The sequence below is a fragment of the Pseudomonas sp. RA_15y_Pfl2_54 genome (genome assembly GCF_963971015.1).
Lineage (GTDB): Bacteria > Pseudomonadota > Gammaproteobacteria > Pseudomonadales > Pseudomonadaceae > Aquipseudomonas > Aquipseudomonas baetica_A.
In genome coordinates, this window is record NZ_CAXAPN010000031.1 from 54,285 (window position 1) to 73,170 (window position 18,886).

Annotated in this window: 33 protein-coding genes and 1 tRNA gene; 27 read left to right on the forward strand and 7 right to left on the reverse strand. The window is 57.9% G+C overall.

Annotated features, from left to right (window positions below; translation table 11 throughout):
- Positions 1 to 6 precede the first annotated feature (6 nt).
- Together AACY50_RS21240 and AACY50_RS21245 are read right to left on the reverse strand one after the other, a co-directional pair.
- Positions 7 to 201, reverse strand: a complete 195-nt coding sequence (locus tag AACY50_RS21240) for a hypothetical protein (protein WP_237143817.1) — start codon at positions 199 to 201, stop codon at positions 7 to 9.
- A gap of 35 nt (positions 202 to 236) precedes the next feature.
- A complete protein-coding gene (locus AACY50_RS21245) occupies positions 237 to 431 on the reverse strand; it encodes a Cro/CI family transcriptional regulator (RefSeq protein ID WP_339539122.1) in 195 nt (64 codons plus the stop codon).
- Positions 432 to 539: 108 nt separating this feature from the next.
- On the opposite strand from AACY50_RS21245, the gene AACY50_RS21250 reads away from it, so the two are divergent.
- The 3 genes from AACY50_RS21250 (at position 540) to AACY50_RS21260 (ending at position 3,202) form a co-directional block, all read left to right on the forward strand.
- Positions 540 to 1,331: a LexA family transcriptional regulator gene (locus AACY50_RS21250; RefSeq protein ID WP_339539123.1), complete on the forward strand. Its 792-nt coding sequence runs from the start codon at positions 540 to 542 to the stop codon at positions 1,329 to 1,331.
- A 213-nt stretch (positions 1,332 to 1,544) separates the two neighbouring features.
- Positions 1,545 to 2,093 (forward strand): hypothetical protein, encoded by a 549-nt coding sequence (locus AACY50_RS21255; protein ID WP_339539124.1) that lies wholly within the window; start codon positions 1,545 to 1,547, stop codon positions 2,091 to 2,093.
- 518 nt (positions 2,094 to 2,611) lie between these two features.
- Complete coding sequence (locus AACY50_RS21260; protein WP_339539125.1) at positions 2,612 to 3,202, forward strand: hypothetical protein; 591 nt, start codon at positions 2,612 to 2,614, stop codon at positions 3,200 to 3,202.
- Positions 3,203 to 3,445: 243 nt separating this feature from the next.
- Here AACY50_RS21260 and AACY50_RS21265 read toward each other — a convergent pair whose 3' ends face one another.
- A complete protein-coding gene (locus AACY50_RS21265) occupies positions 3,446 to 3,796 on the reverse strand; it encodes a hypothetical protein (protein ID WP_339539126.1) in 351 nt (116 codons plus the stop codon).
- Positions 3,797 to 3,985: 189 nt separating this feature from the next.
- Between AACY50_RS21265 and AACY50_RS21270 the strand changes: the two genes are divergently transcribed.
- The 14 genes from AACY50_RS21270 (at position 3,986) to AACY50_RS21335 (ending at position 10,374) form a co-directional block, all read left to right on the forward strand.
- The gene (locus tag AACY50_RS21270; RefSeq protein WP_339539127.1) at positions 3,986 to 4,177 is read left to right on the forward strand and encodes a hypothetical protein; all 192 of its coding nucleotides are present in this window, start codon (positions 3,986 to 3,988) and stop codon (positions 4,175 to 4,177) included.
- Positions 4,178 to 4,198: 21 nt separating this feature from the next.
- A complete protein-coding gene (locus tag AACY50_RS21275) occupies positions 4,199 to 4,477 on the forward strand; it encodes a hypothetical protein (protein WP_339539128.1) in 279 nt (92 codons plus the stop codon).
- Positions 4,474 to 4,680: a DUF551 domain-containing protein gene (locus AACY50_RS21280; protein WP_339539129.1), complete on the forward strand. Its 207-nt coding sequence runs from the start codon at positions 4,474 to 4,476 to the stop codon at positions 4,678 to 4,680. The genes AACY50_RS21275 and AACY50_RS21280 overlap by 4 nt, the downstream gene beginning before the upstream one ends.
- Positions 4,681 to 4,703: 23 nt before the next feature.
- Positions 4,704 to 4,940 (forward strand): hypothetical protein, encoded by a 237-nt coding sequence (locus tag AACY50_RS21285; protein WP_339539130.1) that lies wholly within the window; start codon positions 4,704 to 4,706, stop codon positions 4,938 to 4,940.
- Positions 4,937 to 5,170 (forward strand): hypothetical protein, encoded by a 234-nt coding sequence (locus AACY50_RS21290; protein ID WP_339539131.1) that lies wholly within the window; start codon positions 4,937 to 4,939, stop codon positions 5,168 to 5,170. The genes AACY50_RS21285 and AACY50_RS21290 overlap by 4 nt, the downstream gene beginning before the upstream one ends.
- On the forward strand, positions 5,167 to 5,361 hold the full coding sequence (locus AACY50_RS21295) for a hypothetical protein (protein WP_339539132.1): 195 nt from the start codon (positions 5,167 to 5,169) through the stop codon (positions 5,359 to 5,361). Before AACY50_RS21290 ends, AACY50_RS21295 begins: the two co-directional genes overlap by 4 nt.
- Positions 5,358 to 5,483, forward strand: a complete 126-nt coding sequence (locus AACY50_RS21300) for a hypothetical protein (RefSeq protein ID WP_339539133.1) — start codon at positions 5,358 to 5,360, stop codon at positions 5,481 to 5,483. The genes AACY50_RS21295 and AACY50_RS21300 overlap by 4 nt, the downstream gene beginning before the upstream one ends.
- Before the next feature lie 156 nt (positions 5,484 to 5,639).
- Complete coding sequence (locus AACY50_RS21305; protein WP_339539134.1) at positions 5,640 to 6,767, forward strand: hypothetical protein; 1,128 nt, start codon at positions 5,640 to 5,642, stop codon at positions 6,765 to 6,767.
- 55 nt (positions 6,768 to 6,822) lie between these two features.
- Entirely contained in the window at positions 6,823 to 7,812 is a 990-nt protein-coding gene (locus AACY50_RS21310) for a RecT family recombinase (protein WP_339539135.1), read from the forward strand.
- Positions 7,812 to 8,474 (forward strand): lambda exonuclease family protein, encoded by a 663-nt coding sequence (locus AACY50_RS21315; RefSeq protein WP_064116720.1) that lies wholly within the window; start codon positions 7,812 to 7,814, stop codon positions 8,472 to 8,474. Before AACY50_RS21310 ends, AACY50_RS21315 begins: the two co-directional genes overlap by 1 nt.
- A 2-nt stretch (positions 8,475 to 8,476) precedes the next feature.
- A complete protein-coding gene (locus AACY50_RS21320; protein ID WP_339539136.1) occupies positions 8,477 to 8,719 on the forward strand; it encodes a hypothetical protein in 243 nt (80 codons plus the stop codon).
- Positions 8,716 to 9,180 (forward strand): hypothetical protein, encoded by a 465-nt coding sequence (locus AACY50_RS21325; RefSeq protein WP_339539137.1) that lies wholly within the window; start codon positions 8,716 to 8,718, stop codon positions 9,178 to 9,180. The genes AACY50_RS21320 and AACY50_RS21325 overlap by 4 nt, the downstream gene beginning before the upstream one ends.
- A 75-nt stretch (positions 9,181 to 9,255) precedes the next feature.
- On the forward strand, positions 9,256 to 9,561 hold the full coding sequence (locus AACY50_RS21330; RefSeq protein ID WP_339539138.1) for a hypothetical protein: 306 nt from the start codon (positions 9,256 to 9,258) through the stop codon (positions 9,559 to 9,561).
- Between the two features lie 306 nt (positions 9,562 to 9,867).
- A complete protein-coding gene (locus tag AACY50_RS21335) occupies positions 9,868 to 10,374 on the forward strand; it encodes a DNA N-6-adenine-methyltransferase (protein ID WP_339539139.1) in 507 nt (168 codons plus the stop codon).
- Between the two features lie 14 nt (positions 10,375 to 10,388).
- Here AACY50_RS21335 and AACY50_RS21340 read toward each other — a convergent pair whose 3' ends face one another.
- Positions 10,389 to 10,649 (reverse strand): hypothetical protein, encoded by a 261-nt coding sequence (locus tag AACY50_RS21340; protein ID WP_339539140.1) that lies wholly within the window; start codon positions 10,647 to 10,649, stop codon positions 10,389 to 10,391.
- A gap of 85 nt (positions 10,650 to 10,734) precedes the next feature.
- On the opposite strand from AACY50_RS21340, the gene AACY50_RS21345 reads away from it, so the two are divergent.
- The 10 genes from AACY50_RS21345 to AACY50_RS21385 all read left to right on the forward strand — a co-directional run bounded on the left by AACY50_RS21345 (position 10,735) and on the right by AACY50_RS21385 (position 18,011).
- Positions 10,735 to 12,369 (forward strand): DNA cytosine methyltransferase, encoded by a 1,635-nt coding sequence (locus AACY50_RS21345; RefSeq protein WP_339539141.1) that lies wholly within the window; start codon positions 10,735 to 10,737, stop codon positions 12,367 to 12,369.
- 45 nt (positions 12,370 to 12,414) lie between these two features.
- Positions 12,415 to 13,062, forward strand: coding sequence for a DUF4406 domain-containing protein (locus AACY50_RS21350; protein ID WP_339539142.1), 648 nt, complete (start codon positions 12,415 to 12,417; stop codon positions 13,060 to 13,062).
- Positions 13,062 to 13,637: a hypothetical protein gene (locus AACY50_RS21355; RefSeq protein WP_339539143.1), complete on the forward strand. Its 576-nt coding sequence runs from the start codon at positions 13,062 to 13,064 to the stop codon at positions 13,635 to 13,637. Before AACY50_RS21350 ends, AACY50_RS21355 begins: the two co-directional genes overlap by 1 nt.
- Positions 13,634 to 13,813, forward strand: a complete 180-nt coding sequence (locus AACY50_RS21360) for a hypothetical protein (RefSeq protein WP_339539144.1) — start codon at positions 13,634 to 13,636, stop codon at positions 13,811 to 13,813. The genes AACY50_RS21355 and AACY50_RS21360 overlap by 4 nt, the downstream gene beginning before the upstream one ends.
- A 275-nt stretch (positions 13,814 to 14,088) precedes the next feature.
- Positions 14,089 to 14,922 carry a hypothetical protein gene (locus AACY50_RS21365; RefSeq protein WP_339539145.1) on the forward strand — a complete coding sequence of 278 codons (834 nt, stop codon included), beginning with the start codon at positions 14,089 to 14,091 and terminating at the stop codon, positions 14,920 to 14,922.
- 49 nt (positions 14,923 to 14,971) lie between these two features.
- Positions 14,972 to 15,487, forward strand: coding sequence for a DNA N-6-adenine-methyltransferase (locus tag AACY50_RS21370; RefSeq protein WP_339539146.1), 516 nt, complete (start codon positions 14,972 to 14,974; stop codon positions 15,485 to 15,487).
- A 145-nt stretch (positions 15,488 to 15,632) separates the two neighbouring features.
- On the forward strand, positions 15,633 to 15,950 hold the full coding sequence (locus tag AACY50_RS21375; RefSeq protein WP_339539147.1) for a hypothetical protein: 318 nt from the start codon (positions 15,633 to 15,635) through the stop codon (positions 15,948 to 15,950).
- A gap of 48 nt (positions 15,951 to 15,998) precedes the next feature.
- Positions 15,999 to 16,496: a hypothetical protein gene (locus AACY50_RS21380; protein ID WP_339539148.1), complete on the forward strand. Its 498-nt coding sequence runs from the start codon at positions 15,999 to 16,001 to the stop codon at positions 16,494 to 16,496.
- A 46-nt stretch (positions 16,497 to 16,542) separates the two neighbouring features.
- A complete protein-coding gene (locus tag AACY50_RS28865; RefSeq protein ID WP_445261499.1) occupies positions 16,543 to 16,944 on the forward strand; it encodes a hypothetical protein in 402 nt (133 codons plus the stop codon).
- Positions 16,830 to 18,011, forward strand: a complete 1,182-nt coding sequence (locus AACY50_RS21385) for a tyrosine-type recombinase/integrase (RefSeq protein WP_235378443.1) — start codon at positions 16,830 to 16,832, stop codon at positions 18,009 to 18,011. Before AACY50_RS28865 ends, AACY50_RS21385 begins: the two co-directional genes overlap by 115 nt.
- A gap of 69 nt (positions 18,012 to 18,080) precedes the next feature.
- Here the strand turns inward: AACY50_RS21385 and AACY50_RS21390 are convergent.
- From AACY50_RS21390 to ihfA, 3 genes are all read right to left on the reverse strand, one after another.
- Positions 18,081 to 18,157 (reverse strand) — tRNA-Pro (locus AACY50_RS21390).
- A gap of 89 nt (positions 18,158 to 18,246) precedes the next feature.
- The gene (locus tag AACY50_RS21395) at positions 18,247 to 18,603 is read right to left on the reverse strand and encodes a MerR family transcriptional regulator (protein ID WP_003179985.1); all 357 of its coding nucleotides are present in this window, start codon (positions 18,601 to 18,603) and stop codon (positions 18,247 to 18,249) included.
- A complete protein-coding gene (gene ihfA, locus AACY50_RS21400) occupies positions 18,584 to 18,886 on the reverse strand; it encodes an integration host factor subunit alpha (RefSeq protein ID WP_002553164.1) in 303 nt (100 codons plus the stop codon). The genes AACY50_RS21395 and ihfA overlap by 20 nt, the downstream gene beginning before the upstream one ends.

Sequence of the window (18,886 nt, forward strand, 5' to 3'; positions counted from 1 at the left end):
AGGCCTCTAGCCCGCGATATCTTCTTGTTTGTCCTGCATCAGTTCCTCGATCACACCATTGGCCACAGCCCACTCGATGATTTCGTAGAGGTAGGTGGCGTGCTGCATACGGGTTTTGGTCGCGGCTTTACGCAGAATCCGATCAAGCACGGGTTCGAATCGAACCTTCACCGGGATGGCGCGCTTTTGATTGGGGTCCATGTACATGCTTCGATGCTCCTGGCTGTTGAAATTGGTTATGCGGCGGATTTCTGGGACGGGAACGGACGCTGCTCTTGTGCCGACAAACTGCCGTCGTCTTCGAGGGTCACGTACACATCACGGCCTACGCGGATCGCCTTGCTGAGGGCGCCCTGCGTACAGCCGAGCATCTGCGCGGCCTTTGTATGGCCGTGTTCTTTGGCAAATTCGGTGAGTGGGATTCGGCGCATTGCGGCGTCCTCTACGTAGATTTCACCACAAGTATGACCGCCGGTATTGTTAGCAGTCAATACCGGCGATATTGGCTAAGTAAATACCGTGGGTAATAACATCACGCCATGAAAAAAGACTCACGACGGCTTCCGTTATCTGACTGGCAGCTGCAAGACAGCGCTCGTCTGAAATCCCTCTTCCAGGCAAAGCGCGGGGAGCTGAAGCTCACCCAAGAAAAACTCGCCGCAGAACTGGGCGATGGCGTGACGCAAGGCGCTGTGAGCCACTTTATGAATGGGCGCACAGCCTTGAGCGTTAACGCTGCTGTGGTTTTTGCGAAAGCGCTGCAGGTCCCTGTGTCGGATATAAGCCCTACACTTGCCGCTCAGATCGAGAAGATGGCGGCTTCGCTCCCAGATATGCGCCCTTCTCATAGAGAGACGGACGACATTCGCGTACCGCCGCGGAGCTTCGACCTCAGAAATGAGCCGGCATACACAGGCGTATTGCAGCTCACCGCACGCGGTTCGACCGGTGAAGGCGACGACAACCCTCACGTAGAGATTCGCGGTGTCATGGCTTTCAAGTCGTCTTGGCTGCGGGCGAATAACCTGAACCAGCGACACCTGGACGTCATTTACGCGAACGGCCACAGCATGGAGCCGACCATCAACGATGGAGACGTGCTGCTGGTGGATGAGTCAAAGATCGAACCGAAAGACGGTCAGATCTTCGCCATGCAGAGCGCCACCAAAGGAACGATAGTGAAGCGACTCGTGAAGTCAGACATCGACGGCTGGATCATCCGTAGCGACAACTCGGATAAGGCGCGCTATGGCGATGAGATCCTGCGCGATGGCGAAATAAATGAAGTGCGTATCATTGGTCGCGTGGTTTGGCGCGGCGGGATGTTGTAGGAGTTTCCAAGGTGCATATTGGTTGGAATGCCCACTCACATTGAATGCTTTAATCGACGGAGCGCAGCATGAGCAAAGACAAGAAGCCGCCAGTAACAGGACCGAAGCCAAGCAATGAGAGCAAGGATCATGGGCGCCACAGAGTCGTTAATGACGGCTTGCCGCCAAATGTGATATCACAGAATCGTCCTGCTCCTCCGAGACCAAATCCTAATGACTCAAGCAGCCGATAAACGATATGACATTGAGTTCTATGTGCAGAGGTGCATCAAGTACCACTCGTACAGATCCGCTTTCTTTGCAAAGCTGAAAACCATCATGTCGTTTGTTACCGTCTTGTTCGGCTCAGCAGTCGCGGCTGCTCTGGTCGCGAAGGCCCCCCCTGAGTTTGCGATTGCCGCATCAGCCGTCGTTGTAACATTCTCCGCCTTTGATCTGGTTGTCGGCACTGCTAAAAAATCTTGGGATCACAACGATCTCAAAAAAAGGTTCTATGCCGTTGAGCTTGAGCTCCTAGCGGTACCTCCAGACGAATTTGACGATCAGAAAGAGCGCGATTTTCGGGTTAAGTTGAAGAAAATAGAAAACGACGAACCCTACGGCCTGCCATTTCTTAATGCCGTCGCTGAAAACGACGTTATTCGTGCGAACTATCCAAGTGATGAAGCGGCAAAGTACGTTGCTAAGCTTCCATGGATAAAGCGGGTAACGGCGAACATTATTGATTGGGATGTAGCGCCATACCTCGGAACTGAGGCCTAGATGATTTTGCCGCTTTCGCCGGTTGACCAAACACCGTAATTCCCCCAACTGTTTTCCCTGACCTGACCCATAGCCCGCCACTGAGCGGGCTTTTTCATGCCTTTACAAAAATACATGACCGGCGGTATTGACCACATACAATACCGGAGGTATTGTTCACCCATCGCAGCGACACACAGCCACTGCGAAGGGCCTCAACAGACCCACCGCTCTTTAGACCCACCGCTTCACCTTGCCGGATCACCACCGGCCCAGATTCAAAGGCAGCGATGAACCGGCCTCAACGGTTCAGAGGGTTGGCAACTGACCCGGGCGTGCAGCGTAAAACGTCGAAAGCAGTTATCCAGCGGGAGAACAAGCCGAAAGGCCCGCGGCTGGAGGAACAATTTTGAACTACCGAGGAATTCTCGGTAGTTGGATTCAAGCCAGTGACGGCCGCCAGCAGCGGGTCACGGCGCCACAGATTTACTGATGCCGCTTCTATGAGGCGGCATTGTTGAATTCAGTGGAGACGGGACATGTCGCACAGAGGATTGATCAAAGGCTTCGGGATCAACGACGAACCGGAGGGAGGCGCCTCAGCAAGCAAGCCAATGAGTCCTTACTACAGCAGGTGGAAGGGAATCATTGGTCGGTGCTACGGAAAGGAAGCTGCGCGTCGACCTGGTTATGACGTTTGCAAGATATCCGATGATTGGCGCTCGTTCATGAGCTTCAAGACTTGGATGCAGCAACAGCCATGGCAGGGCAATCACTTAGACAAGGACATTCTTCGGCCGTGGGAAAAGCTGTATCGCCCAGAAACGTCCGTATTTGTTCCGGTGTATGTCAACACGCTAATGAATGACTGCGCCGCAGTACGGGGCGACCTTCCGGTTGGCGTAACTCGCAATGCACGCGGCCTTCCCTTTGCTGCTCGGATTCGACTCTCGGACAGCAAGCGTGTCGGACTTGGCGTTTTCGAGACTGCCGAGGAGGCGCATCAAGCATGGGCCAGAGCTAAGTCAGCGGTGATCGTTGAGGTTGTCGATAGGTATCGAACGACAGATCGCTACGACGAGCGCGTCTGCACTGCCCTGCTATCCAAGGCTGACAAGCTCGCAACATGACCAACCAGCGCCGCGACAGCCTGTCGCTAACTGCCCGATCCTCTCTATGAGAGCGCATCGGGGTGTGATCTGAGGCTAAGTCTCGGGCAGCGGATGTGCCAACCGGTCGCCTATTGGGCTACCCCTTCCGCCGAATGCCGGTTGAGCCCCGGCCAGATCCCACCCCGATGCGGACGAAACTGCGGCCTATAACCGCCCACCTGCATCAGGAATGAATCACAGCGAAGTGAGCAAGCGAGGCATTTACTTCGCGGTGATGAACCCGCCACAAAGGCTGTCCAGCAAGCTCTGGCCGCCTTTGGAATTGAAGAATTCCATCGACTGCTTCACTTCCATTTCGTACCGAGGATTTGTAGCAACATCACGGATGTGTTTCGCCATCTCGTCAGTCATGCCCTCTTTCTGCTCCGTCAGGAATTTTTCTAAAGTGATACCTGCTTCTGGATGTTTCTTCGCGCACGCCTGGGTGGATGCGACAGCCATAACCGCAGTGTTGTGGTCTGCGACAACGTCGGTGGCAGCCGGAGATGGGACAGCATAAGCGAGAGCAATCACCGCGATGGATGTAGCACTGCGAACTTTACTCAGAAACATTCATATCTCCAGATCTCAATTATTTGGCATTAATGCCAAGACGTATCGGCCAAGCTCGCTGGTTCCTTTAGCGATTTAGTCACCCTTCCCCGACACCACCCGAATGCACTTACCCCTGCGCCCAACGGCAACCAGCGGAGCGGATGAGTGCACTGCGAGTTTTGTTGGATCAATCAAGTGGAGCAAATCATGGCCGAACAACGAGCACCGTATCCACGGTCGGCGGACAACGCTGATCAGATGAACCTGCCCGAGGGCAAAACCTGCGGCGACTGCGTGCACTGCCGCCGCTGCACGCTGATGTTCGGCCATATCCCGGCTGACGAGTCGTGCGACTGGAGCCCTTCGCGATTCCGTGAAGCTGTCCCCGCCACCGCCTAACCCCAAACACTGGAGGTCGTCATGCACAACTGCACCGACACACAAGCGGTTTGCCGAGGTTGCGGGCTGAAGCTGCGCGGCTCGCCATCGTGGAAAGGCGGCCTCGCCTATCACCCCGAGCCGAAAGGTGAAGTCCACCAATGCCACTACGGTGGCTGGGTTTGCTCGCGCCGCTGCGACGTCCGCGCCTGCGTCGAGCTTGAAGGAACCATGCCGGGGTGCGGATCGGTAAACGGCTATGCGCGCCTGTCGCCGTACGCCAAAGAGAGCATTGAGCGCCATTGGCCGGAGGCGGCATGAGTAACTGGATACCTGTTTCTGAGAGGCCTCCGGAAGATCTCGGCACCCCATACCAGGTGCTGGTCATCTGCGTGAAGAAATACGAGCCCGGCAGTTCTTACCCAGCCCGAGGTGTTCGGCGCGTTCAGCAGGATTGGGTCGTCAGGACTTGGCCGAAGAACTTCACGCACTGGATGGTAATTCCGCCGCTGGAAAACGAATAACCCAGCCAAATCTGGAGGCGACCATGGCAACCAGCTATGCAGACAGTGCGCAGGCCCGAGAGTGGGACAGGCGCTACGACGACTGGGGGCGCCCAAAAGCGCCGAAGGTTGAAGACTTCCACGACTACGAAACTGCCGAACAGCAACGCACCCGGCGTCAAGCGCTGATGGCTGCTCAGGAGCTCGTCGACCGTAAGGCACGGGCCAAGCGAGTCGCGGAAGCAGTGGTCGCTTACGGTGAGTTCTGGGGGTTGAAATGAACGTCCAGCAGCGTGACCACCAGACGGCTTGCACCTGGATCGAAGGCGAGATCGAAAACATGATCCGCGACCTCGGTAAACCCAACGCAAGCGCCGCGGCAACTTCGGCGATCACCCTAGCCTTCCTGCTGCGCGCCATCGACACCGATGAGCAGCGCCATTACCGCGCCCGCATCGACCAGATATACGCCTCCTATAACGCTTTGATCACGCAAGGAGCTGCAGCATGACAACGCCACCGGTAAAAACGCTGGTTGATGAACAGTTCGACGACATTGAGCGCCGCTTCGCCATCCTCGGCTTCGGCCTCCCTTTTAACGAGGTGATCGGCCGCAAGCGCGATGATCTGGTCGACAACCTCCCGCAGCGCCTGTCGGTCACCATGAAAGGCGGACGCATCGCAGTGAGGGCTCGTCCATGAAGATCGTATTCTGGGTTCTCGCGGGCCGCTTGCTGATCGTTATGGCCAGCTACAACGTGGCGCGTGAATCTTCCAGCACCTGCCAGCCGCCGCAGTCGACCACTTACAAGGTGTTCCGCTGACCTCCCGGCAACTTGCCCGCCGCATTCTGATCCGGCGCGGCTCGTTCTCGGCCATCGGCGTCTTCACCTTCCTGATGCTGCTCAGCGCCCTCGCTGACCGAATCACTCAATAAACAACACAAACACATGCTGCGCTCGGCGCTGCAAGGAACCGTCATGTCCGCAAAAGCCCAACAAGTACCCTCGCAGGAAACCATCGAAATGAGCGCAGCCGAAGACACAAAGAACTCTGTTGCTCCAGTAGTTGCCGTCACTGACATCGCCGAGTATCGGCCGCATGAGGAACAGATCGTCCGTTTGGAAACCAGTTACGCGAAGCTCGTCGTTGACTGCTCGACTAGTGAGGGGCTGGCAAGTGCCAAGGAAGTGCGAGTCGACATCCGCGACGTGCGCTACGCCTTGGCAAACACTACCAAGACCGCACTCGTTCCTTATCAGCAGAAAGTCAAAGAAGCCCAGGCTCGCGTCAACCAGGTCAAAGAGTTTGGCGAAGCGCTGAAGGATCGAGTTCTGGCGATTGAAGCCCCTGTCGACGAAGCCATTAAGGCCGAAGAAAAGCGTGCGGCAGACGCCAAAGCCGAGCGCGAGCGTATCGAGGCTGAGCGTGTCGAAACCATCCGAGTGAAAATCAACCGATTCAGCTCAGTCGCTGCTGCATACGCGAGCCGTAGCGCTTCCGATGTTGCGAGCGTCCTGCAGAACGTCAAAGAGTCGGTAATCCTGCCAGAGGAATATGCCGAGTTCGAAGCGGAAGGCACCATCGCCCGTGACAACGCTATTGAGCAGCTCGAAACCCTGCACAGATCCGCCGTCGAGCGCGAAGAGGCTGCCGCCAAGCTGGCAGTCCAGCAAAAAGAGCTCGACGAGTTGCGCGAGAAGCAACGGATTGCCGATGAAAACGCAGAAAAGGAACGCCAACGGATCGCAGCAGAAGATCGCCAGCGCATTGCAGACCAGCAGGCAGAACTCAACCGGCAGCGCGAGCAACTGCAGCGTGATCAAGACGCCCAGCGTTTGAAGGACGAGCAGAACCAACGTGATCAGGAAGAACTGGCCCGCCTGCGCGCACAAGCTGCCGCGCCGGCCCCGATCATTGCCGCGGTAACGCCGCTGATCGAAGAGAAGGTCGAGGTCGCACCTAACAACACGCAGGCGATCGCCGCTGAATTCGACGACGAGACAACCACCGCGCCAGCGGTCGAGGACATCGTCGAGGTCGTCGCGCTGGGCTTCGATGTAAACATCGACACCGCCCGATCCTGGCTTCGTGCAATTCGCTTCTAACCCTTCCCTTCCCCTCTAAAGATCGTCGAACACATCGTCGGCCAAGGAGAGCGCAATGAACGACTCAGACACCCAAGCCCCGACCGGCCTTACCACTTACCAAGAACCGTCCCACAACGCGGCAGCGCTGATTCTCGACCCGAACACCATGAAGTCGATGAGCGATCTCGCCTTGATGATGTCGAAGGGCGTGACAACAGTCCCCAAGCATCTTAAGGGCAATCAAGCCGACTGCATGGCAGTGGTGCTTCAAGCGATGCAGTGGCAGATGAACCCATTCGCTGTTGCGCAGAAGACTTTCATCGTCAACGGCGGCGCATTGAGCTACGAGGCTCAGCTCGTCAACGCCGTGATCACTGCCAAGGCGCCAGTTAAGGGCCGCTTGAACTTCGAGTGGTTCGGCACCTGGGAAAACGTCATCGGAAAGATGCGCGAAGTGACCAGCCGAACTAAGAAGGACGAGGACACGGGCGAGTTCAAGAAATACCGCGTTCCGGGGTGGAGCTTCGACGACGAGAAAGGGCTTGGGATCAAGGTCTGGGCAACGTTCAAGGGCGAGGATGAACCTCGCACTCTGGAACTTCTGCTCACTCAGGTTCGCACCCGGAACTCGACACTATGGGCCGAAGATCCAAAACAACAAATCGCGTATCTGGTGACGAAAAAATGGGCGCGGCTCTTCTGCCCCGACGTCATCCTCGGTGTTTACACACCTGATGAGTTCGAAAACTCCTACGGTGGCGAAATCGATATCACCCCTGCGAAGCAAGCCTCAAACACCGCTGCCGCCGCCGAAGTGTCCTTTGGACCGAAATCCCCATCACCGGAAATCGACGGTGTATTCGCTGACCTGCTGGTCGTAGCGAAGCGACAGGACATCGATGCATATGCGGCAGCTTGGGCAGCTCTCAAGCCTAAGCAGCGCGCGGCGATCGGCTTGGAGTGTCATGAAGCACTCAAGAGCATGGCAGCAACCGTTGATGCTGACTTCACCGACTTGACTGGCACCGGCGACGATCTGTCTCAGGTCGAGGAAGCGGCGTAGTGAGAACCGAACTTCAAGGCACTGAAAAGTGGCATTCAGACCGGTCTGGTCGAGTGACGGCCAGTCGATTCAAAGATGTGATCGCTTGGGGGAAGCCTGACAAGAATGGGAAGCGAGAGCCGATGGGCGCGCGCACCTCCTACATGCGCGAGTTGTGCTTCGAACGACTGGCGAAGAAGTCCAAGCACAACGTCAGCAGTGCCTCCATGAAGTGGGGCCACACGGAAGAACAGAAGGCTCAAGACGCCTACGAGATGCTGACAGGAAACATTGTTGTGCCGTCGGAATTCATCGTTCACCCGAAGTATGACTGGCTCGGCTGCTCGCCAGACGGCCTGATAAACGACGACGGTGGTACCGAATCAAAGTGCCCTTTCAATGAAGCGATCCACGTCAGGACTTGGCTGGAGGGCATGCCCGAGGAACATATGCCGCAGATTCAGGGCTGCATGTTCGTAACGGGCAGGCAATGGTGGGACTTTCTGTCCTTCGATTCTCGACAGGACGAGGAATGTCAGCTCTACATCGAAACGATTTACCGCGACGAAGACTACATCGCCAACCTTCACAGGGAGCTCGTCCAATTCAACCTGGAGCTGAACCGCATGGTTGATGAGGTCGCGGACAAAGCACGGGCACAGGCCCATAGACTGGGAGCTTGAGCATGATCAGCCTCAACCTCAACGCGGTTCGAGCAAAGCAGACTGAGTCGAAACAGATCGCCGCTGCGATGGCCGACTTCTGGACGCGGCCCGGCGCCAGCTTCAAAGAGTTGCCGCCGGCACGCATGATGCCAAGGCCTTCGCGGCGGGACTGGGTAGACCCTGAAACGGTCCTCAAGCGGCGCCCGAAGCCGATATCGGCCGCTGACCGCAGGGCTCTGCGAAAAATGGCGGACTCGGTATGAAGTCGAAACGCAAACCGAATAACGGTTTCGCCCGGGCCGAACGCAGTTGCCGGGCGCTGCTGCGAACCAACCACGTCGCGGTCGTAAACATTGATCCCAGCGGCAGCCAGATCATGGCGAACTGGAAGAGTTTCCGGCAGATCCGGAGTCTGGCGATCGCCAACGCGATATTCGACTTCTCCTACCGCTGGACGATCTACATCGCCGCCATGTGTCGCGACGAGCGCGGCGCCGAGTACATCAAGTCGGTCGAGATCTCGCCGGAGGGCATCTACAAGGTCGAGCGCCTGACTGATGCCATCGAGCATTACTACCTGGAGCTGCGCAACAGCGCGAACCCGACCCATCTGGTCGCATCAGGCTGGATCGCCATTCCCGATGAGATATCGATGGATGAAGCCCAAGCCGCGAAGCTGTTCTACGCCGCCGGCGCCTGGCATCAGGTGAAGGTTGCAGCGTGAGACGTTCCAGACCCCAACAACGCAAACGACAGACCTGGCTGGACTTGCCGGCCAGCGGAATTGAAGAGGTAGGCCATGGCCAAGAGCAATGCGCAATTGCAGAAGGACAAGCGAGCCAAGGAGAAGGCGCTGCTCGATCGGATCGGCGCCGAGAAGCGGTCGCTGATTGTGTCGAAGGCTTTAGATGATGCCCTTAATGTTCTCGGCGAGCGCCACGACTTCGAGGAATGGCAGGAGACGGTGTCGACGTTCATCATCAATCTGGCCGCAGCGCCGGAAAGTGAGTCGGAACGCTTCGTGAGTATGTCGCGACCGGAATTGGTGATTAAGGAAAAGTGGTCGCGGCAGCTTGAAGCATTCGCCGCGACGGGCGTCGAATAGCGAGTCAGTCGGGCCAGACCGATTCCTTGGGGAGAACCCCAAGCACAGCTTGGCATTCCAAATTAGCGCAAACGATCATCGGTATGGCAAAGCTGGTTCGATGAACGTATGCGTTGTTCACCGCGACAAATGCTGCGTACCCGCACTTAGGGCATTTAGGGGTGAACTCGTCATCTCGCATCTCGTGATATTTAACCATCTCGCTCTCCTTAATCCGGCTTTATGCCAGGCCATCAAGCAATAGCTCACAAACTTACTTCACGCCACCACCGGTCGCGGAGGGCGGCGCCTGACTGGAAATCAAATATGTCCGGAATGATCGGCGCTCGCGAGGCGCCACCAAAGCACAAGAGTGTCGAGTGGTACACGCCAGCATGGATCTTCGATCGGCTCGGCTTGCAGTTCGACCTTGATCCGTCCAGCCCGCACGACTATATGACAGCGGTACCGGCGAAGACGAAGTACACGATCTTCGATGATGGCCTGTCTAAGGAATGGACGGGCCGAGTCTGGATGAATCCACCGTATGGCCCCGACACCGGCTTTTGGATGCGGCGCCTAATTGCTCACGGCGACGGCATTGCGCTGGTCTTCAGCCGAACAGACGCCGAATGGTTTCAGGAAGCTATGGCCAGCGCTTCGGCAACCCTCCTGGTCAGAGGCCGGATCGCATTTGTGCCTGGTCACGAAAACAGTCACAAGAAAGGTCGATCAGGAGCTGGTAGCGCGATGTTCGCGTTCGGTGAAGAGTGTGCGGGCGCCCTACATCAATTGGCAGACCTTGGCGTGATGATCCCGCGCATCGCGGCTTGAGCGAGCCCCCCCCCTTACAGAAAACCAACTGCAATCTGAAGCAGCACCGCAGCAGAGGCCGCGAAGGCAGCGCGACTGTTCCATTTTGACTGTGCTCTGAGCGTGCCATACAGATCGCCGCCATTTAGTACGTTTCCACCCCAGTAACTTCCATCGGGCTTTCCTTCAAGCTCGGGAGGTGGCGGAGCTTTTACGACTGCTGAAACAACCCAGAACACAGCCGACAGAAGTCCGAACAGCAGTGACCCGATGCTAGCCATCGTCGCTATCGACATCAACTTCTCCTTGATCCGGCCCCATGCCGGGCCGAACACAAATACCCCACTTCTACGAATCACGCCAGCCGGCGAGGATCCCCCCATGGAAATCACTTACGGCTCGGTCTGCTCCGGCATCGAGGCGGCAACGCTTGCGTGGAAGCCGCTCGGCATGTGCGCTACATGGTTCGCCGAGATTGAAGCGTTCCCCAGCGCGGTACTCGCCCACCATTACCCGAACACACCGAACCTCGGCGACATGACCAAGCTCGGCGCCTTGGTGCTGGCTGGAAAGATTGAAGCGCCGGATGTACTGGTAGGCGGAACACCGTGCCAGGCCTTCAGTGTCGCTGGCATGCGCCAGGGTCTGCTCGACCCGCGCGGCGCCCTCACCATCAAATACGTGGAGCTCGCAGATGCAGTTGACTATGTTCGAGCAGGCCAGCGAAAGCCGCCCTGCATCATCGTCTGGGAAAACGTCCCCGGCGTCCTCAGCGACAAAGGCAACGCCTTCGGATGCTTTCTTGGCGCGCTTGCTGGGGAAGACTGCGAGCTGCAGCCTTCAGGGAAGAAATGGCCGGACGCTGGTTGTGTGTATGGACCCAAAAGAACAATCGCGTGGCGGATACTGGACGCCCAATATTTCGGCCTGGCCCAACGACGCCGCCGTGTGTTCGTTGTCGCAAGTGCTCGAGACGGATTCGATCCCACCGAGGTACTTTTTGAGCGAGAAGGCGTGCGCCGGGATACTGCGCCGCGCCGAGGCGAGGGGCAAGACGTTACCGGATCAGCTCCTTTCGGCCCTGCGCTCCAGTGCGGATGTGGATACACCTTCGAGGAGTCACTAGGGCAGTACGGCTGTCCGAACTGCGAAGGCGATGAAGGGCCAGCGGTTGGCGTGTTCTGCGGTGTGCCGGCGTTCGGCGGCCACAGTCTTGGCGGATCTGTCGAACGATCAGCAACACTCACCGCGAAGGACACCCGGCTCGACATGGAAAGCGAGACGTTCTTCGTGGCGCCAACATTGGCCGGTGGTGGACGAAAATCTGGAGGTTACTCGCTCGACGATATCCCGATCACCGCGCCAGCGCTTCGAGCTCAGTCGCAAAGCAGCCACCGCGCCGACTCCGAGGCATTCATCGTGGCCGGGACACTCAATGCCAACGGTAAAGCGGCCGGCAGCGCAACCCAGCAGGATGCGGAATCCGGGTTGCTGGTTGTTCACGGAACGCAGGATCCAGGCGTAAGCGACTCAACAGCCTTCGCCCTAGGTCGGAACAACGGCCAGGAAAACGCCATCCTCGCCTTCTCCTGCAAGGATCATGGCGCCGACGCAGGCTCAATTGCCCCGACGCTGCGCGCGATGAACCACTCTGGAAGTCACGCGAATGCCGGCGGCCAGGTCGCGGTCGTCGTGAACTCGCCAATCGGATGCGACGGAACAGTTGATGGTCCGACTCCCCCATTGATGGCGAGATCAAGTCGCGGTGGGGCGCAGACACTTTCCCCTGGTCATCAAACCGATGGACACATGATCAATATTTCCAGTTCTGTTCGTCGCCTCATCCCACGCGAGTGCGAACGCCTTCAAGGAATGCCCGACGACTACACGCTGATCCCGTGGCGCGGTAAGCCTGCCAGCGAATGTCCGGATGGCCCGCGCTACAAGGCAATCGGCAACAGCAAGGCGGTCACAGTCGTTCGCTGGATCGGCCGGCGCATTCTCAAACAACTCTGAAACCAACCCTCCACCGCCCGGGCATGCCCCGGCATAGGACGCCCCATGCCCACAGAAAACATCATCGACTGCCCAGCTCTGCACAAGCGCAGTAAAAGCTACCCGTTTGGCGATCGTGTTCCGCGCACGGTCAAGATGTTCACGACCGTCACGGCTGATCCGATGCCGGGAGTTGCGTCCGCACTCTTGCAGGGTGACTCCCCGATCTGTCGTGAAGGCGAGATCTTCTCTGTGTGGACTAACAGTCACGGCGCGGTGGCGGCGGTGCTGCCAAACGGGAAACACCTTGGGCTGCGGCCAGCGGAGTTTGAGGTCGACACCTGGCACGACCTTGCGCCGGCGCCAGCAGTGACTGGAGTGACGCTCGCCGTCGATCGCGCCAACCGCCTGTACCTGGCCGGACCGATGACTGGCTTCGAAGACTTCAACTTCCCTGCCTTCAACAAGATGGCCGCCGATCTCCGCGCCCGTGGATACGTCGTCGAAAACCCGGCAGAGCACGGCGTCGTCGACGGTGCGGACTGGGCCGACTACATGGCCTACGACCTGACGCGGCTCGGCCTATGCGGTCAGGTTGCTGTGCTGCCCGGCTGGGAGAACTCGAAAGGCGCCCGGCTCGAAGTGCACATTGCCCGCGAGCTCGGCATGAAGGTTGTGAATGCCCATGATCTGGTATCGATGGAGATTGCATGATGCGTGACATAAAAACGCGTAAAGGCTTTGAGTATTGGGACAAGATCTGCGCGCTCAAGCACTACGGCTTTATCCACTCGCCTGACAACAGCCGGGTGCTCAAGGCCGAAGGGATCGGCAACTGGATCGACAAGCACGAAGCGCAGGAGATCGTTGACCAGGCTCAGGATGAGGTCAATCAGCTCCGCGCCGAGCGTGACGCCCTGCAGCAGCGCCTGAACGCAGCGGATCAGCGGATTGATGACTTCGCCGGCGGCGAATGCGAGTGGCACCGCGAAGACGACAGCGGCATCTGGAGCAGTGGCTGCGGTGAGAAATGGTCATTCCATGAGGATGGGCCGGAAGAAAACGGCATGCACTTCTGCCATTCCTGCGGTAAGCACCTGGTGGTTGAGGTGGCTGAACAGGAACAGGATGACGACTGGCACATGAACCCGTGCAAGCAAGGTCACCGTGATGTCGGCGCTTCGGGCGGTGTGGCGGCGTGCAACCAGTGCGACGAGAAGATCGAAGCAGCCACTACGCAAGAAGCCTTCGAGCGCTGGAACGCGAGCCACCCGGTACCGCAGGCATGAAGAACTTCATCCGCCGCAAGTTCGAAGCTTGGCTGATCCTGCTGGCAGCGAAGATCCTTGACGGTCGTAACGTCCACCGCTGCCAGGTTGTTTCTCGCCGTGACAACAACGACATGCGGTACATGGCGGAAAAGCTCGAGGACATCGCCGAGCGCATCAGCAGCAAATACCAGTAACTCCCTCCCCCTTCAAAGTCAGCCGCTATAGCGGCAAGGACGAAGTGTCAGGGATAAGGAACAAAATCCCCTAAGCGTTCTCGGGCGATTGGTACGGCGTATTCAAGCAGCTCAAGCGGTACATTCTCTACGAACAGGGTCACTTCAAAGCGGAGTGTCTCGTCATTTCGAAATATCTCAAATAACAGCCCGTTGTTACCTCTCCAGCATTCAAGCGCAAGGCCATCGTGTCCTTCAACAACGCTTGAAGCGCAGCAAAACCGATACTCGACTCCGTGAACGACCACTTCCCACCTCCATTTTTTAATGGCGGCAACGATACCTCTCCCTCATGTGAATTTGATAGCCGCAATAGCGGCGAGGACGAAGTCATGCCCAAACATAAACCAGAGCTGGCACCCATCTACAACGTGTTCGGCCTCAGCTCTAACCACGAACTGTCGACGCTGCTGGTCAACATCGAAAACACCAAGCACTTCTCCGATCTGCTGCAGGCTGTCGAGCGCGAGTTCTTCATGATGCCGGGCGAGCCGTCAGGCGAGGCAGAAGACGAAGGTGCGCCGGTTGATGACGAATGCATGGTCAATCGCTGGGGATCAAAGCCAGCCGAATATCTCGAACAGTTCAGGGCGGCCCTGCCAATCGCTGCGGCGAACTCGATTCCGGACTACGAAGCTCCAGCAACCGGCGAAAAATGGTCTCTCACCGGCGAGAACGGCTCCTGGGATTACGAAAGCCTCGACGAACTCCTCAAAGACAACTACGGGCATGACAGCTGCGGGGACGGCCACCCGGCCAGCTTCAGGTCGGGCTTATATGAAGGCGACACGGTCTATCGCGGTACCGAGTGCAAGGATGACCCGGCGACCTTTCTGCCAGACCAGGATGATTTGCTCGAACACATTAGCGAGCGCGCCTATGACAGCGACGCCGGCGAGTGGGTCGACAATTATCCAACGCTCGACACTGCGGCGAAGGCGGATCTTGAGCGAGCAATGCGTCCACTGATGGCCTGGGCGCGGAAGCACTGCCAGCCTGACTTCTTCACCATCAAGGAGATCACCCCGCACATTGTGACCGTCGAGGATGTCAGGAGGGCCGCGCCATGATCTTCGCCCCGCTCTACATGGCCTACCTAATCTACAAGGGGCCGTGGCGATGACCGGAATGATCGGCGCCCGCGCGGCGCCACCGAAGCACAAGAGCGTCGAGTGGTATACGCCGGCCTGGATATTCGACCGGCTCGGCTTGCAGTTCGACCTCGACCCATCCAGCCCGCACGACTATGTGACGGCGGTACCGGCGAAGACGAAATACACGATCTTCGATGACGGCCTGTCGAAGGAATGGTCGGGCCGGGTTTGGATGAACCCGCCATACGGCCCAGATACAGGGTTCTGGATGCGCCGCCTGATTGCTCATGGAAACGGCATTGCGCTGGTGTTCAGCCGCACGGATGCCGAGTGGTTTCAGGAAGCAATGGCCACCGCATCGGCCACTCTGCTGATCAAGGGGCGAATCGCCTTTGTGCCCGGGCACGAGAACAGCCACAAGAAAGGCCGATCAGGTGCTGGCAGCGCGATGTTTGCCTTCGGCGATGATTGCGCAATCGCGCTGCAGAGCCTGAAGGATCTCGGCGTTTTTGTCCCCCGCATCGGCGAGGCCCGGCCATGACCCATCAACCCAAAGGAGGCATGTGCACCACCTGCACCCACGCCCACCGCAATTGCAGCCACCTTCCCTTCAGCACGATGCCGCCGCTTTCGAACGATGGCCAGACAGTGATCGTGCGCTGCACTGACTTCCAGAGGCGCGAGCGATGAACCACATGGTCAACGTCCGCACCGAGGAACTGACCGGCCCAGCGCTGGACTGGGCAATCAACGCGATCGAGGGTGATCAGCAGCCCGTCGCGGGCCAGCTGGATCTCTTCGCCCTGCCCGACGCCGAGCGTCTGATCACGAAGTACGGCGTCTGGGTCGATGTTGGCCACCGGCACCCTTGGCTGGCCGACATGACGAACGACCCGTTCAACCGGCAGACCGGCGAAACCAGAACCATCGCGGTGTTCCGCGCCGTGGTGTTCGCCAAGCGCGGCGCTGCGGTGAGCGTCCCGGCCAAGTTGATCCTGCAATAACCCCAACCACTCAACAGCCTGCCGGCCTACGGCGGGCGAGGTATTCGCATGTCTGATCAAAAACACCACCTGCGCGAAGCCGCTATCGAATCGATCTCGGATATCGCCCAACACCTGCCGATCGATTGCCAGATGTTTGTCATCGTCTGCCGGCCGGGCAAAGCTGACTTTGACCTGGTGCTGCCATCGCCCGAGGCGAACTTGAATAACGCGCTCGACGCGCTGCGCCGGCAGGGCCTGAGCATCGACGGCGATAACGCCTACAAGCGCGATCTGCTGGACGCTGTGGTCGGCGCACTGGCACTCGGCGCACAGAATAGTAATCCGCCACCGACTGGACATTGGGGCCAGCGCTTCTGGGATATCTGCCGCGAGGAGCGCGGACTGCACGATGAGCTGGTCGCCGCGCTGAAACTCAACCGCGAGAACCTGCGCGCCTGCCAAGCGACCATCCACCTGTGCGGCGGCTTCGACCCTGCCTACGTGAGCGATGCCCGGGCAGCAATGAAAATTGCCGACGAAGTTCTGGCAAAAGCCTGCGCATAACCCACCACCACCTTCTGCCGCCATGCGCGGCATGGAGCAATGCCTCATGGCAAATCGAAGCGCGGCCCAGGTCGCGCCAATCCTCCCGCGCTTCATACGCGCCGGCGAGGCATACGGCTATCTCGGCATGTGCCGGGACGAATTCAACAAAACAGTCCGGCCGAACGTTCGTGAATTCCCGATCGGGAAGCAGGGCGTCGGCTTCGACCGGATCGAGCTGGACCAGTGGGCAGACGCCTACGTTGAGTCCATGGCAATTGATAAAGCGGCCAATCAGGACAACAATCAGCCCCGCAGTGGGCGCCAAGGAGTTAATAAATGGCGCGAAAAACGATCTCCGGTCTCTACGAGAGAAACGGAATCTGGCACATCGACAAGGTCGTCAGAGGTCAGCGACTTCAGGAAAGCACTGGAGCAAGCGAAAGGCAGGAAGCGGAGCAGTACCTGATTCACCGGCTGGAAAAGCTCAGGCAGGAAAAGGTCTACGGTGTGCGCCAGGTGAGAACCTGGCGTGAGGCAGCGACGCGGTTCCTGGTGGAGTTCAAGGATCAGGCGTCGATTGGCCTGTCAGCATCACACATTGAACAGCTGGATCCGTACATCGGGGATCTGCCGATCACCCATATAGATGACGGAACACTGGCGGCTTTCAAGCGCGACAGGCAGAAGCCGACGAAGAACGAAAAGGGGAAGGTGAAGCCAGGCGTCTCAAACCGCACGGTGAACATCGCCTTACAGCGAATCGTTCGGATCTTGAACCTGTGCCACAGGAAGTGGCGAGACGCAGAGAAACGGCCGTGGCTGGATAGCGTGCCGATGATCTCGATGCTGGAGGAAAGGAAGTCGAGCAGGAAGCCCTACCCCATGTCATGGGCAGAGCAGTCGATGTTGTTCTCGGAAATCCCTGACCACCTGTTGAGGATGTCACTCTACAAGGTGAACACGGGTTGCCGAGAGCAGGAAGTCTGCAAGCTTCAGTGGGATTGGGAAATCCGAGTGCCGGAACTGGGAACGAGTGTGTTCCTGATCCCTGCTGACTTTGGCGGGAGGAGTGAAAAGTCTGGCGTGAAGAATGGCGATGAAAGGCTGGTGGTGCTGAACAAGGTGGCGATGTCGGTCATCGATGGACAGCGCGGCCTGCATTCGAAGTATGTCTTCCCGTATGGGCAGTCGGACGAGTACGGACCAACCCCGATGCACCGGATGAATGACACAGCGTGGAAGAAGGCCAGGGTAAGAGCGGCGGCGAAGTGGGAAATGGAACACAAGTCACCGGCACACCCTGGGTTCAGATCGATCAGGATTCACGACCTAAAACACACCTTTGGCAGAAGGCTTCGTGCGGCGGGCGTGACACTGGAGGATCGGAAGGCGCTCTTGGGGCACAAGAATGGTAGCGTTACGAGCCACTATTCTACCGCAGAGCTTGAGCAGTTGATTGAGGCGGCAAACAAAGTGTCGGCAACCGATTCGCGAGGACCGGCTCTGACCATCTTGAGGAGAAAAACGGGATGAACCCCCGCAAAAGTCCCTACGCATGAAAAAGCCCAACTCGCGAAAGTTGGTCTAAGTCATTGAATTATATGGTCGGGACGGAGTGATTCGAACACTCGACCCCTAGCACCCCATGCTAGTGCGCTACCGGACTGCGCTACGCCCCGATTGGTTTTGTAAATCGCTCTTCGCCTCGAAGAGCGCTCAAGAATATATCGCAAGCTTTTGAAAACTGGAAGCATTCAAACGCAGCTTTTTATTTCTTGAGCACAACCAGCACATCTTCGAGCTCGGCAATCATCTGCCGGATCATCTGTTTGTATTGGGTGGTGTCATCTTTGGCTTCATCGCCGGACAGACGCAAGCGTGCGCCGCCGATGGTGAAACCCTGATCGTAAAGGAGCGCACGGATTTGCCGGATCATCAGCACATCCTGGCGCTGATAATACCGGCGGTTACCGCGGCGTTTGACGGGGTTGAGTTGAGGAAACTCCTGCTCCCAGTAACGCAGCACGTGTGGCTTTACAGCACACAGTTCGCTGACTTCACCGATGGTGAAGTAACGTTTGCCCGGGATAACGGGAAGTTCGTCGTTATGACTTGGTTCCAGCATAAGCCTCAACTCGGGCCTTCAACTTCTGCCCTGGACGAAAGGTGACCACACGGCGAGCCGTGATCGGGATTTCTTCCCCCGTTTTCGGGTTGCGGCCAGGCCGCTGGCGTTTGTCCCGAAGGTCGAAATTGCCGAAACCCGACAATTTGACCTGCTCGTTGTCTTCAAGAGCGTGCCTGATTTCCTCAAAAAACAGTTCTACCAATTCCTTGGCTTCCCGCTTGTTCAGGCCCAGCTCTTCATACAGACGTTCCGCCATCTCAGCTTTCGTCAAAGCCCCCAT